Origin of the sequence: Pseudocitrobacter sp. 73 (assembly GCF_008369545.1) — a bacterium.
GTDB classification, from domain to species: Bacteria; Pseudomonadota; Gammaproteobacteria; order Enterobacterales; family Enterobacteriaceae; genus Pseudocitrobacter; species Pseudocitrobacter vendiensis.
The window spans coordinates 238,608-251,982 of sequence record NZ_VTZO01000020.1 but is presented as its reverse complement, the minus strand read 5'-3'; the positions used below and the strand labels follow the sequence as shown (position 1 = coordinate 251,982).

The following is a 13,375-nucleotide window of genomic DNA, read 5'->3' as shown; positions in this document are numbered from 1 at the left end:
ACCTAAAACTTTTCAAAATGGTTTACAAGTCAATTATGACAACGGACGATCTCGCCTTCGATCAGCAGCATATCTGGCACCCCTACACTTCCATGAGCGCCCCGCTTCCCGTATATCCGGTGGTTTCCGCACACGGCTGCGAGTTACAACTGGCGAGCGGCGAACAGCTGGTTGACGGCATGTCGTCGTGGTGGGCCGCCATCCACGGCTACAATCACCCGCGTCTGAATGCGGCGATGAAAGCGCAGATTGACCAGATGTCGCACGTGATGTTCGGCGGCATTACCCATCCCAGCGCAGTGGCGCTATGCCGCAAGCTGGTGGCGATGACCCCAGCATCACTGGAATGCGTTTTCCTCGCCGACTCCGGCTCCGTCGCGGTGGAAGTCGCCATGAAAATGGCATTGCAGTACTGGCAGGCCAAAGGCGAGCCGCGCCAGCGTTTCCTGACTTTCCGCAACGGTTATCACGGCGATACCTTCGGCGCGATGTCGGTCTGCGACCCGGACAACTCCATGCACAGCCTGTGGAAAGGCTACCTGCCGGAAAACCTGTTCGCGCCAGCACCAAACAGCCGCTTTGACGGGGAATGGGATGAGCGTGACATAGTGGCATTTGCCCGCCTGATGGCCGCGCATCGTCATGAAATTGCGGCGGTGATCCTTGAACCGATTGTTCAGGGCGCGGGCGGGATGCGCATGTATCATCCTGAGTGGCTGAAACGCATTCGTAAGATGTGTGACCGGGAAGGCATTCTGTTGATTGCCGATGAAATCGCGACCGGGTTTGGCCGCACGGGCAAACTCTTTGCTTGCGAACATGCGGGTATTACGCCTGATATTCTCTGCCTTGGGAAAGCGATCACTGGCGGTACCATGACCCTTTCCGCCGCGCTCACCACCCGGCTGGTGGCTGAAACCATCAGCAACGGCGAAGCGGGCTGCTTTATGCATGGCCCAACCTTTATGGGTAATCCGCTGGCCTGCGCGGTGGCGACAGAGAGCCTGGCGATTCTGGAGAGCGGGGAATGGCAGCAGCAGGTTGCGGCTATCGAACAACAGCTATGTCGTGAACTTGCTCCAGCGAAAAACATGGCGCAAGTGGCGGATGTTCGCGTATTGGGCGCGATTGGCGTCGTGGAAACTCGCAAGCCGGTGAATATGGCCGCGCTGCAACGTTTCTTTGTCGAACAAGGCGTGTGGATTCGCCCCTTTGGCAAGCTCATCTACCTGATGCCGCCGTATATCATTTCCGCAGAACAACTCAGCCGCCTGACGCGCGCAGTCTGTGAAGCGCTTGAAACGGACACATTTTTTATCGATTAAGACACGGTAAGCTTGCCTCTTGCCCGCTATACTGCTTATTAATCAGTAAATTAAAGGAAGGAGGCAACGATGATTTTAGTCAGTCATGATCTGCATGATGGCGAAAAACTGCCGCAGCGTCAGGTGTTTAATGGCATGGGCTATGAAGGTGACAATCTCTCTCCGCATCTGGCCTGGGATGAGGTTCCGGCGGGTACTAAAAGCTTTGTTGTGACCTGTTTTGACCCCGATGCGCCGACCGGTTCCGGCTGGTGGCACTGGGTGGTAGCGAATTTGCCTGCCGATACGCGGGTACTGCCGCAGGGCGCAGGCTCAGGTATTGCCGCTCTGCCGGAAGGCGCAGTCCAGACCCGCACCGATTTCGGCAAAGCGGGCTACGGCGGTGCCGCGCCGCCGAAAGGGGAAACTCACCGCTATATCTTTACCGTCCATGCGCTGGATGTGGAACGTATCGACGTCGACGAAGACGCCAGCGGCGCGATGGTTGGCTTTAATGTCCATTTTCATACGCTCGGCAGCGCCTCAATAACAGCCCTGTTCAGCTAGTGGGCTTGCCGGAATGTATCGCTGCATTCCGGCCCTAATCCTGTCTAAAAAACCTTTTACATCAGTCACTGCGCTTTTTTATGCAGCGCATCTTCCCGTTTCGCTCAACTTAGTATAAAAAGGCTGGTTTAAATGGAACCCTTTTACTTAACTAGCCTGGAGCAACATGAACACTTTATCGGTTTCCCGTCTGGCGCTGGCATTGGCTTTCGGCGTGACACTGACTGCTTGCAGCTCAACCCCTGCGGATCAACGCCCGTCTGAACAGGCCGCACCGGGGACGTCATCCCGTCCGGTTTTATCCGCAGATGAAGCGCAAAACTTCGTTGCCGCGCGTTACTTCACTGCCCTGGATCCTAATGGCGCGACCTGGTCGCCGTCTTCGATTAGCACCCCGGCACAACCTGACTTTGTGGTTGGCGCAGCAGGCCAGCAGGGCGTAACGCACACCTCCATCCAGGCTGCCGTCGATGCCGCCATTGCGCGTCACAGCAGCAAGCGTCAGTACATTGCGATTCTGCCGGGCGAGTATCAGGGCACCGTTTATGTTCCTGCCGCTCCGGGCAGCGTGACGCTGTACGGTACGGGTGAAAAACCGCTCGACGTGAAAATTGGCCTGGCGATCGACTCCGAAATGGCCCCTGCCGCCTGGCGTCATCTGGTCAATCCGGCCGGAAAATATATGCCGGGCAAACCGTCCTGGTATATGTATGACAACTGCCAGAGCAAACGTAGCGCAACCATTGGCGTGATGTGTTCAGCGGTATTCTGGTCGCAAAACAACGGTCTGCAACTGCAGAACCTGACCATTGAAAATAACCTTGGCGACAGCGTTGATGCCGGTACGCATCAGGCAGTCGCTCTGCGCACCGATGGCGATCAGGTGCAAATCAATAAGGTGAACATTCTGGGTCGCCAGAACACCTTCTTTGTGACCAACAGCAGCGTCAACAACCGCCTGCAAAACGATCGTCAGACCCGCACGTTGGTGAGCAACAGCTACCTCGAAGGGGATGTGGACATCGTTTCTGGCCGTGGCGCCGTGGTGTTCGATAACACCGACTTCCGCGTGGTGAACTCTCGTACTCAGCAGGAAGGCTACGTCTTCGCGCCGGCAACCCAGGCAAACATCTACTACGGTTTCCTGGCTATCAACAGTCGCTTTACTGCGTCCGGCGATAACGTTGCACAACTGGGCCGCTCTCTGGACGTCGATGGCAACACCAACGGCCAGGTCGTTATTCGCGACAGCGTCATTAACGAAGGCTTCAACATGGCGAAACCGTGGGCCGACGCGGCAATCTCTAAACGTCCATTCGCAGGTAATACCGGCGCGAAAGACGATAAAGGGAATGTACAGCGTGACCTGAACGACCGTAGCTTCAACCGCATGTGGGAATACAACAACCGCGGCGTGGGAAGTACGGTTCTGGCAGAGCCGAAGCAGTAAGTGTAAATTGCCTGATGCGCTACGCTTATCAGGCCTACAACGAAAAAACCTCGCCGCGGCGAGGTTTTTTGTTTTCAGCATCAACTCAATGCTTAGTAGGCGTTAACCACCACCCACATTGGCCCCTGCCCGACCGCATAACGGCCCTTCTCTTCCAGTAGCCCCTGCTCGCCTTTAATTTCATACACCGCGATATGGTGCGATTTCTGCCCGGCGGCAATGACATATTTACCACTATGGTCAATATTAAAACCGCGCGGCTGGGTTTCCGTCGGCTGGAAACCTTCTACTGCCAGCACGCTGCCATCTTCAGAGACGCTGAAAACAGTAATCAGACTGGACGTGCGGTCGCAGGCGTAGAGATGACGACCGTCCGGCGTAATGTGGATATCTGCCGCCCAGCGGGTATCGGAGAAATCAGGCGGCATCATATCCAGCGTCTGCACGCACTCAATTTTGCCATACGGATCTTTCAGCTCCCACACATCAACCGAGCTGTTAAGTTCGTTCACGCAGTAGGCGTACTGTTGATTCGGATGGAACACCAGATGGCGCGGGCCCGCTCCTTCCACCGTGGTCACTTCCGCAGGATCCTGCGCAACCAGATGCCCGTCGTCACTCAGCGTAAACAGGCAGATGCGATCCTGCTTCAGCGCCGGAACCCACAGCGTACGATTATCCGGGGAGATATTCGCCGAGTGGCAGCCTTCCAGCCCTTCAACAACGTCTACCGTTTCACGCGGAATACCGTGTTCCAGACGCGTCACGCTGACACAACCTGCGTTATAGGAGCCACTGAAGACAAACTGCCCCTGACGATCGGTGGAAATATGCGTCGGGCTGCCCGGCAGAGGCGCTTCAGCGGTATAGGTCAATGCACCATCGTCCGGCGCAATGCGATAGGCCAGTACACGAAATTCCGGGCGTACGCCCACATAGAGATAACGTTTATCAGGACTTACCACCATCGGCTGTACCTGACCCGGTACATCCACCACCTGAACCAGCGTCAGGTTGCCATCATGGCCCAGCGACCAGACGTGGATCTGCTGGCTTTCGGGGCTGGCGGTATAAACGGTTTGTTTCATGACTACACCTCAGAAAATGGAAATCCACTCTACCTCAATAGGTTAACAAATATCGAAGCACAAATTTCACGCGACAATGAGCACTACAACTCAACATAACGCTACAAGCAAATCAATAATTTAGCACATCATTTCTTCAGCTTTGAGTAAGTTTAAAAGTATAGGCCCTTCGTTCTTATTAACGCGAGCTCCCCTCTCTTACGGGTGTTGAAGTGTTGCAAGGAACTTTTTTAACACCGCTGAGCGAACGACCCGGTGGCAGACCAGGCACAGCTCGGTATCTGCCAGCCTATCAATAATGTCAATGTAAACCACGTTATCAAGATGCACTGCGGTGGCTGAAGCGGGTAAGAGAGCAATACCAAATCCGGCAGAGACTAAACTGATGACCGTGGAAACTTCAGTTGCGTACTGCGCTACTTTCGGCAGAAACCCTGCATGACAGCAGGCATCATAAAAATATTGCTCCAGACCAATCCCTTCAGGATCGCGCAACGTTATCCACTTATCCTCGACAAGAGAGGCGAGCGTAAGCGCTGCTGAACCGGAGAGCGGATGTTGGCGAGGTAGCGCAAGCACCGTTTTCTCTGACGTAAAGGGCTGACATTGCAGCGTCTCGGGCAGCAGAGGTATCGGTGCGCGAATGATGGCTACATCAAGCTGATTACTTTGCAGTGCGGTGTAAAGCGTTTGTACATTTCCCGTGGTCAGCGAAAGGGAGATATTCGGCCATTGCGTGTGTATTTTGCGTAAAACCGCGGGCAGCTTTCCGTCAAGAATCGCGCTAGATACGCAGCCAAGATTTAGAATACCTTGCTCCCCACGGGCCGTTTGACGGGCATCGAGAATGGCCTGATCCACCATCTGTAAGGCAACTTTTGATTTCTCCAGGAATGCCGCCCCTGCTGGCGTTAGCGTTAAGCGTCGATTCGCACGATGAAAAAGTGTGACGCCCAGACGTTCTTCCAGCGTTTTGATTTGCTGACTCAGGGCAGGCTGCGCCATGTTTAAACGTTCGGCGGCGCGGTGCATGTGTAGCTCTTCCGCAACGGTTATAAAGTGGCGCATGAGTCGAAACTGCATCAGTGGGTACCTGATAAATTGATATGAATTTTATTATCAATTTAGCATCAATGATGCAATTGATGATATCTCTCTTTGGCATAACAATGGCGTTATTCATTTGAAGGAGGATGTATGAAACCGCAGATTAACGACTTGAGAAGTGCCATTGCTCTCTTAAAACAGCATGAAGGACAGTACAGGGAAACAGATCATCCCGTGGATCCTAAGGCGGAACTGGCCGGCGTTTATCGCTATATTGGCGCAGGCGGTACGGTAAAACGCCCTACCCGCACTGGCCCGGCAATGATGTTTAATAACATTAAAGGATACCCTGATTCACGTATTCTGGTCGGTATGCACGCTAGCCGTGAACGCGCTGCGCTGCTGCTTGGCGCTAAGCCTTCTGAACTGGCGCAGCATGTGGGTCAGGCGGTTAAAACGCCCATCGCACCGGTGGTCGTTCCGGCGGATAAGGCGCCGTGCCAGGAACAGATCTGGTACGCTGATGATCCGGATTTTGATCTGCGCAAACTCCTTCCCGCTCCCACCAATACGCCAATTGATGCGGGTCCCTTTTTCTGTATGGGTCTGGTTTTAGCCAGCGATCCGGAAGATGCTTCCGTAACGGACGTCACCATCCATCGTCTTTGCGTCCAGGAGCGCGATGAGCTTTCCATGTTCCTTGCCGCTGGGCGGCATATTGAAGTCTTCAGAAAAAAAGCAGAAAAGGCCGGTAAGCCTTTACCGGTGACGATAAATATGGGGCTTGATCCGGCGATTTATATCGGTGCCTGTTTTGAAGCACCCACCACGCCGTTTGGCTATAACGAACTGGGTGTGGCAGGGTCACTTCGTCAGACACCGGTCGAGTTAGTGCAGGGCGTGGCGGTAAATGAAAAAGCTATCGCCCGCGCGGAAATTATTATTGAAGGGGAATTGCTGCCGGGCGTGCGCGTTCGCGAGGATCAACATACGGATTCCGGGCATGCTATGCCTGAATTTCCGGGCTATTGCGGCGAAGCGAATCCGTCCCTTCCCGTTATCAAAGTGAAAGCAATTACCATGCGTCGCGAGGCAATACTGCAAACACTGGTTGGGCCGGGTGAAGAACATACGACGCTTGCCGGTTTACCTACGGAAGCGAGCATTCGAAATGCCATCGAAGAGGCTATTCCAGGCTTCCTGCAGAATGTCTACGCCCATACGGCTGGAGGCGGTAAATTTCTTGGGATTTTGCAGGTCAAAAAACGCCAGGCCACTGATGAAGGACGTCAGGGGCAAGCTGCACTCATTGCACTGGCCACCTATTCTGAGCTCAAAAATATTATTCTTGTTGACGAAGATGTCGATATTTTTGATAGCGACGATATCCTCTGGGCGATGACCACGCGTATGCAGGGCGATGTCAGCATTACCAATTTGCCGGGACTAAGAGGACATCAGCTGGACCCCTCCCAGTCTCCTGAATACAGTCACTCTATTCGTGGTAACGGCATTACCTGCAAAACCGTCTTCGATTGCACCGTACCATGGGCGCTGAAATCGAAATTTGAGCGAGCCCCCTTTATGGACCTGGATCCTACCCCGTGGGCGCCGGACTTATTTAAATAATAATTGGCGTGCCGTCACGTTAGCGGGCAATGCGGTATTTGCCCGCGTAATTTTGCTGCACAGGCGAGTCGGTGTACCATCCTGCACAATGAATTTTAAACTGACTTGAGACACAACTATGACTGCACGTGTGATTGCCCTGGATCTGGACGGTACCCTACTCACTCCCAAAAAAACGCTGCTGCCTTCCTCGCTGGAAGCGCTGAAGCGCGCGAAAGAGGCGGGATACCAATTGCTTATCGTCACCGGTCGCCATCACGTTGCTATTCATCCTTTTTATCAGGCACTGGCGTTAGAAACACCTGCAATTTGCTGCAATGGCACTTACTTGTATGATTATCATGCAAAAAAGGTGTTAGAAGCCGATCCTATGCCGGTTGATAAAGCGCAGCAACTTATCGCTATGCTGGATGAATATCAGATTCACGGCCTGATGTATGTGGATGACACCATGATGTACCAGTACCCTACCGGGCACGTTGTCCGCACCCGTAACTGGGCACAGTCTTTACCGGAAGCGCAACGCCCGTCATTCACCCAGGTGGATTCGCTGGCGCAGGCGGCTCATGAAGTGAAAAATGTCTGGAAATTTGCCCTGACCGATGAAGACCTGCCTAAACTGCGGAAATTTGGTGAGCAGGTTGAAGAGACGTTACAGCTTGAGTGTGAATGGTCGTGGCACGATCAGGTGGACATCGCGCGCCAGGGCAACAGCAAAGGCAAGCGTTTGACCCAGTGGGTTGAATCGCAGGGATTATCGATGAAAGACGTTATCGCGTTTGGCGATAACTTTAACGATATCAGCATGCTGGAAGCTGCCGGAATGGGTGTGGCGATGGGAAATGCCGACGACGCAGTGAAAGCGCGCGCCAACGTGGTGATTGGTGATAACACCACCGACACCATCGCCGAGTTTATCTATACTCGCCTGCTGTGATCAGGCTGTAATCGACACGCTCTTGATTTGCGTATAGAGCCATTGGCCTGGCTTCACCGCCAGGTCATCCCTCGCCCACGGGCTGATCCGCGCCCATAACGTTCTGCCGCTGACGTCTAACTGCACTTCCACTTGCCCGTTACTGTCGTAGCATTGCACCACTTTCGCGTGCAGCACGTTGCGGATACTGGTGTGCGCGGAGGGTTGCAGTACCAGCGAAACATCCGTCGCCTGAATGCGTACGCGCACAGCGGTCTGAAGGGGGCGCTCGAGTTTATTGACCCACAAATGTTGATCGCCGAGCGCCAGTGCGGTCATCGCGTAATGCGGATGATGCTCCAGCACCGTGACGCGTAAAATCGAACTTTGTTGATCCTGCGGCAGCCAGGGATGCATCACGCTGCTGCCCCAGACCTCCTCCAGGTTGCCGAAGGCTTTGACCTGACCCGCTTCCAGCACCAGCACTTTATCCGCCAGATGAAGAATTTCATCCAGCGAATGACTAACATAAAGCATCGGAATATTAATCTCGCGCGCCAGGCGTTGCAGATACGGCAGTAGCTCGCGTTTACGCGGGATATCCAGTGAGGCCAGTGGTTCATCCAGCAGCAAAAGCTCTGGCGCAGTGAGTAGCGCCCGACCAATCGCCACACGCTGCTTCTCGCCACCCGACAGGCTTCCCGGCAGACGATCGAGCAGTGCTTCAATCCCCAGCAGCGCGACCAGCTTATCAAACTGGCTCTCCATGCTTTTAGCCATGCCGTAACGCAAATTGCCGCGCACTTTATAGTGTGGGAAAAGACGCGCATCCTGGAATACATACCCCACCCGCCGCTTTTCCGGGGCCAGGCAGATGCCTTTTTCGACATCATTCAGCACGCGACCATTAAGCACAATGCGGCCTTTCTCGGGGCGAGTCAGACCGCTGATGGCATTAATCAGCGAGGTTTTCCCCGCGCCGGAAACGCCAAATATGGCGGTGATCCCGCTGGCGGGCAGCGATTCATGAATACGCAGGCAGTGCGTGCCCAGCGTTTGGCTAAAGTTCAGTTCGAGCATGCTTTACGCCCCAATCCGTTGACGGCTTACGCGTGCCAGCCATTCTGAAATCATCAGGGAAATCAGAGCCAGCACAATCGAGATAAGACACAGCCTTGCCGCCGCGCTCTCGCCGCCGGGCGTTTGAATCAGGGTGTACATCGCGGAAGGAATGGTGCGGGTTTCACCGGGAATATTGGAGACGAAGGTAATGGTCGCCCCGAACTCGCCCAGCGAGCGGGCAAACGCCAGCACGGTGCCGACAATAATACCGGGTAGCATCAGCGGCAGCGTAATGGTGCAGAACACGCGCCAGCGCCCCGCGCCCAGCGTTCTTGCTGCCTGTTCAAGTTTGATGTCTACGCCTTCCAGCGCCAGGCGAATAGCGCGCACCATCAGCGGGAAGGACATTACTGCCGCGGCCAATACCGCGCCACGCCAGCTAAAGGCAAACGTCAGGCCAAACCAGTCATAGAGCCAGGCGCCAATAAAACCGCGCCGTCCCATCGCCACCAGTAATAAATAGCCGACCACGACCGGCGGCAGCACCAGCGGCAAATGAAGTAATCCATCGAGTAATGCTTTGCCGGGGAAGTTACGCCTCACCAGCAGCCAGGCAAAGAAAATCCCAAAGGGTAAGCTGAATAACACCGCCAGAGATGACACTTTCAGGCTCAGCAACACCGCCTGCCATTCGGGATCCGTCAATATCATTGTTGTGTGGTAAATCCGTAACGTTTAAAGATGGCTGAAGCCTGCGGCCCTTGCAGATAGTCGTAGAACGCGGTCACGGTAGCATTTTTGTGACCATCGGTAATCGCCAGCGGGTATTCCACTTTCTGGTGAGAATCTTCCGGGAACGTACCGATCACTTTCACGCCTTTACTGGCAACAGCGTCTGAACCGTAAACAATACCCAGCGGCGCTTCGCTGCGTTCTACCAGCGCCAGTGCGCCACGCACATCTTCAGCCGGGGCCAGTTTCGGTGACAGGGTATCCCAGGCGCCCAGTTTTTGCAGCGCTTCTTTCGCATAAATGCCCGCAGGAACGTGATCCGGATCGCCTACCGCCAGGCGTCCACCGTTCAGCAGACGGGTCCAGTCGGTTTTGGCATTAATGGCAACATCGCCCTGCTCGCTGGCTTTAGGCGTCACCACCACCAGGCTATTGCCAAGCAGCGTTTTACGGGTCGCCGTGTCGATAGACTTTTTATCTACCGCGTAATCCATCCATTTCTGGTCGGCGGAGATAAAGAGATCCGCTGGTGCACCCGCTTCAATCTGACGCGCGAGCGTAGAGGACGAGGCAAAAGAAGAGACGACATCCACGTTCTTCTCTTTTTTATACTCTTTCGCAATATCCTGCATTGCGTTCGTCAGCGATGCCGCGGCGAAAACGGTGATTTTCCCGTCATCTGCCAGCGCATGCCCTGCCACCGAGAGCGCAAGCGTCGTCCCTGCAACCAAACGTACCCATGAATCTGTCATCTGAAACTCCTGTGAACATCGTTGTATAGTGACAAATATAGCGATAAGCCAGATCGTTTCCCAGCGTTAATTCATGACTTTTAAGAGGTATATCGGCAAAAAGGCGGGAAGCTTGAAGCAAAACGCCCGGTTAAGACCGGGCGTTGGGGGAAATTAATGGTTCTGCGGGCGCTTATCTTTGTGGCCGACGCCAGAAAAGATATTAAACACTTCACCGAGTCCGTAAATCGCCCCCATAATGATAGCCATTACGATAGGCACCATGATTACGGCAAAAACCAGACTTTTCAGCAGTTCTAACATGGTTTACTCCAGACATTATGTTTACCTTATTGTAACCATCTTCCGGAGAAAAACACTCCCTTTTGTGCGATGCGCTTTGCCCATGCCATCATTTCAGTCACAATACCCCTTTTATCAGGACGTCCTTTATGCAGGCAGAAATTCTCCTCACCCTTAAGCTTCAGCAACGTCTGTTTGCCGACCCGCGTCGCATCTCGCTATTGAAACAAATCGCACAAACCGGCTCGATCAGCCAGGGCGCGAAAAACGCCGGTATCAGCTATAAAAGCGCCTGGGATGCCATCAATGAGATGAATACTCTGAGCGAGCATTCTTTGGTCGATCGCGCTACCGGCGGGAAAGGCGGCGGCGGTGCGGTGCTGACACGTTATGGTCAGCGGCTCATTCAGCTCTACGATCTGCTGGCGCAAATTCAGCAAAAAGCGTTCGATGTGCTGAGTGATGATGACGCCCTGCCCCTCGATAGCTTGCTGGCCGCTATTTCCCGTTTTTCGCTGCAAACCAGCGCCCGTAACCAGTGGTTTGGTACGGTCACCCGTCGCGACCACCAGCAGGTGCAGCAGCATGTGGATATTTTATTGGCAGACGGCGAAACCCGTCTGAAAGTGGCCATCACCGCGCAAAGCGGTGAACGCCTTGGGCTGGATGAAGGCAAAGAAGTGCTGGTCCTGCTGAAAGCCCCCTGGGTCAGCGTCACGCGCGACCCGTCGCAGGCCCGCGATGCGGACAATCAGCTTGCCTGCCGTATCAGCCACATCCAGCGCGGCACCGAACAGTGCGAAGTCCTGATGGCACTACCGGATGGGCAAACCCTGTGCGCCACGTTGCCGCTGGACAAAGCCACAGAACTGGAAGAAGGCGCCGAGGTAACAGCATATTTTAATGCTGACCGCATCATTCTCGCCACGTTGTGCTGATGCCATTGACATCATGATGTGAAAGACGTATCCCTGATAAAAATCGCTGCAAAAAATGGGATACACAATGTCATCATTGCAAATTTCGCAAGGCACGTTTCGTCTTAGCGATACAAAAACGCTGAAAATTGAGCAACTGACCCTGCGCGCCGGTGAAAGCTGGGCGTTTGTCGGCAGCAACGGCAGCGGCAAATCGGCGCTCGCTCGTGCACTGGCGGGAGAACTTCCGCTGCTTTCCGGCTCGCGTGAATGTCAGTTCACCCGTATCACCCGCCTCTCCTTCGAACAATTGCAGAAACTGGTGAGCGATGAATGGCAGCGCAACAATACGGATTTGCTCAGCCCCGGCGAGGAAGACACGGGCCGCACCACCGCAGAAATTATTCAGGATGAGGTCAAAAATGCCACGCGCTGCGCAACGCTTGCCGCACGTTTTGGCATCAGTCATTTACTGGAAAGGCGCTTTAAATATCTGTCCACCGGTGAAACGCGTAAGACTCTGCTGTGTCAGGCGCTGATGGCGGAGCCCGATTTATTGATCCTCGATGAACCGTTTGACGGGCTCGACGTTGCCTCTCGCCAACAGCTGGCGCAGCATCTCGCCAGACTCAGTGAGGCCGGTTATACCCTGGTGCTGGTCCTCAACCGCTTCGATGATATTCCCGATTTTGTGCCGTTTGTCGGAGTGCTGGCCGATTGTACACTTACCGAAACCGGCGAGAAAAACGCGCTGCTGGCGCAAACGCTGGTCGCGCAGTTGGCGCACAGCGAAAAACTGGCTGGCATGACCTTACCGGAGCCTGATGCCCCTTCTGCGCGTTTGTTGCTTGCGGAAGATGATCCGCGCATTGTGCTGCGCGATGGCGTCGTCTCCTATAACGATCGGCCCATTATCAACCACCTGAGCTGGACCGTTGCGCCCAACGAGCACTGGCAGATTGTGGGCCCTAATGGCGCGGGGAAATCCACGCTGTTAAGCCTGATAACCGGTGACCACCCCCAGGGTTACAGCAATGACCTGACGCTGTTTGGTCGACGTCGAGGTAGTGGCGAAACCATCTGGGATATCAAGAAGCACATTGGCTACGTCAGCAGCAGCCTGCATCTGGATTATCGCGTCAGCACCACAGTGCGCAACGTTATTCTCTCCGGCTATTTTGACTCCATCGGCATTTACCAGGCGGTATCCGATAAGCAACGAAAGCTGGTCGCGAGGTGGCTTGATATTCTCGGTATGGATACGCGTACCGCCGATGCGCCATTCCACAGTCTGTCATGGGGGCAGCAGCGGCTGGCCCTTATTGTGCGCGCACTGGTCAAACATCCTACACTGCTGATCCTCGACGAACCATTGCAGGGGCTTGACCCGCTCAACCGTCAGGTTGTGCGCCGCTTTATCGACGTGTTAATCAGCGAGGGGAAAACGCAGTTGCTGTTTGTCTCACACCATGCGGAAGATGCCCCAGACTGTATTACCCATCGGCTGGAATTTATTGCCGAGGGCGAGGGATACCGCTATCAGTTAGGCAAAATATAAATATCAGGGCTCCCATTGAGGGGCCCTGATTATATATAAAGAGAACCTTAATCCTGCATTAACAAAAACTA

General features: G+C 54.3%; 13 protein-coding genes. 7 read left to right on the top strand and 6 right to left on the bottom strand.

The window, feature by feature from the left end; translation table 11 throughout:
• Positions 1 to 35: 35 nt before the first annotated feature.
• From bioA to F0Q32_RS19990, 3 genes are all read left to right on the top strand, one after another.
• On the top strand, positions 36 to 1,325 hold the full coding sequence (bioA, locus tag F0Q32_RS20000; RefSeq protein ID WP_149464466.1) for an adenosylmethionine--8-amino-7-oxononanoate transaminase: 1,290 nt from the start codon (positions 36 to 38) through the stop codon (positions 1,323 to 1,325).
• 69 nt (positions 1,326 to 1,394) lie between these two features.
• The gene (locus F0Q32_RS19995; RefSeq protein WP_149464465.1) at positions 1,395 to 1,871 is read left to right on the top strand and encodes a kinase inhibitor; all 477 of its coding nucleotides are present in this window, start codon (positions 1,395 to 1,397) and stop codon (positions 1,869 to 1,871) included.
• Positions 1,872 to 2,037: 166 nt separating this feature from the next.
• Entirely contained in the window at positions 2,038 to 3,321 is a 1,284-nt protein-coding gene (locus tag F0Q32_RS19990) for a putative acyl-CoA thioester hydrolase (protein ID WP_149464464.1), read from the top strand.
• 92 nt (positions 3,322 to 3,413) lie between these two features.
• Here F0Q32_RS19990 and pgl read toward each other — a convergent pair whose 3' ends face one another.
• Both pgl and F0Q32_RS19980 read right to left on the bottom strand, forming a co-directional pair.
• Entirely contained in the window at positions 3,414 to 4,409 is a 996-nt protein-coding gene (gene pgl, locus F0Q32_RS19985; protein WP_149464463.1) for a 6-phosphogluconolactonase, read from the bottom strand.
• A gap of 198 nt (positions 4,410 to 4,607) precedes the next feature.
• A complete protein-coding gene (locus tag F0Q32_RS19980; RefSeq protein WP_149464462.1) occupies positions 4,608 to 5,492 on the bottom strand; it encodes a LysR substrate-binding domain-containing protein in 885 nt (294 codons plus the stop codon).
• A 114-nt stretch (positions 5,493 to 5,606) separates the two neighbouring features.
• On the opposite strand from F0Q32_RS19980, the gene F0Q32_RS19975 reads away from it, so the two are divergent.
• A complete protein-coding gene (locus F0Q32_RS19975; protein WP_149464461.1) occupies positions 5,607 to 7,085 on the top strand; it encodes a UbiD family decarboxylase in 1,479 nt (492 codons plus the stop codon).
• Positions 7,086 to 7,203: 118 nt separating this feature from the next.
• Entirely contained in the window at positions 7,204 to 8,022 is an 819-nt protein-coding gene (locus tag F0Q32_RS19970; protein ID WP_149464460.1) for a pyridoxal phosphatase, read from the top strand.
• On the opposite strand, the gene modC is transcribed toward F0Q32_RS19970, so the two are convergent.
• The 4 genes from modC to F0Q32_RS19950 form a co-directional block, all read right to left on the bottom strand.
• A complete protein-coding gene (gene modC, locus F0Q32_RS19965) occupies positions 8,023 to 9,081 on the bottom strand; it encodes a molybdenum ABC transporter ATP-binding protein ModC (RefSeq protein WP_149464459.1) in 1,059 nt (352 codons plus the stop codon).
• 3 nt (positions 9,082 to 9,084) lie between these two features.
• The gene (gene modB / locus F0Q32_RS19960; RefSeq protein ID WP_149464458.1) at positions 9,085 to 9,774 is read right to left on the bottom strand and encodes a molybdate ABC transporter permease subunit; all 690 of its coding nucleotides are present in this window, start codon (positions 9,772 to 9,774) and stop codon (positions 9,085 to 9,087) included.
• On the bottom strand, positions 9,771 to 10,547 hold the full coding sequence (gene modA, locus F0Q32_RS19955) for a molybdate ABC transporter substrate-binding protein (protein ID WP_149464457.1): 777 nt from the start codon (positions 10,545 to 10,547) through the stop codon (positions 9,771 to 9,773). Before modA ends, modB begins: the two co-directional genes overlap by 4 nt.
• 153 nt (positions 10,548 to 10,700) lie before the next feature.
• The gene (locus F0Q32_RS19950; protein WP_149464456.1) at positions 10,701 to 10,850 is read right to left on the bottom strand and encodes an AcrZ family multidrug efflux pump-associated protein; all 150 of its coding nucleotides are present in this window, start codon (positions 10,848 to 10,850) and stop codon (positions 10,701 to 10,703) included.
• Between the two features lie 128 nt (positions 10,851 to 10,978).
• On the opposite strand from F0Q32_RS19950, the gene modE reads away from it, so the two are divergent.
• Together modE and modF are read left to right on the top strand one after the other, a co-directional pair.
• Positions 10,979 to 11,767: a molybdenum-dependent transcriptional regulator gene (modE, locus tag F0Q32_RS19945; RefSeq protein WP_149464455.1), complete on the top strand. Its 789-nt coding sequence runs from the start codon at positions 10,979 to 10,981 to the stop codon at positions 11,765 to 11,767.
• Between the two features lie 67 nt (positions 11,768 to 11,834).
• Complete coding sequence (gene modF / locus F0Q32_RS19940; protein ID WP_149464454.1) at positions 11,835 to 13,304, top strand: molybdate ABC transporter ATP-binding protein ModF; 1,470 nt, start codon at positions 11,835 to 11,837, stop codon at positions 13,302 to 13,304.
• Positions 13,305 to 13,375 lie beyond the last annotated feature (71 nt).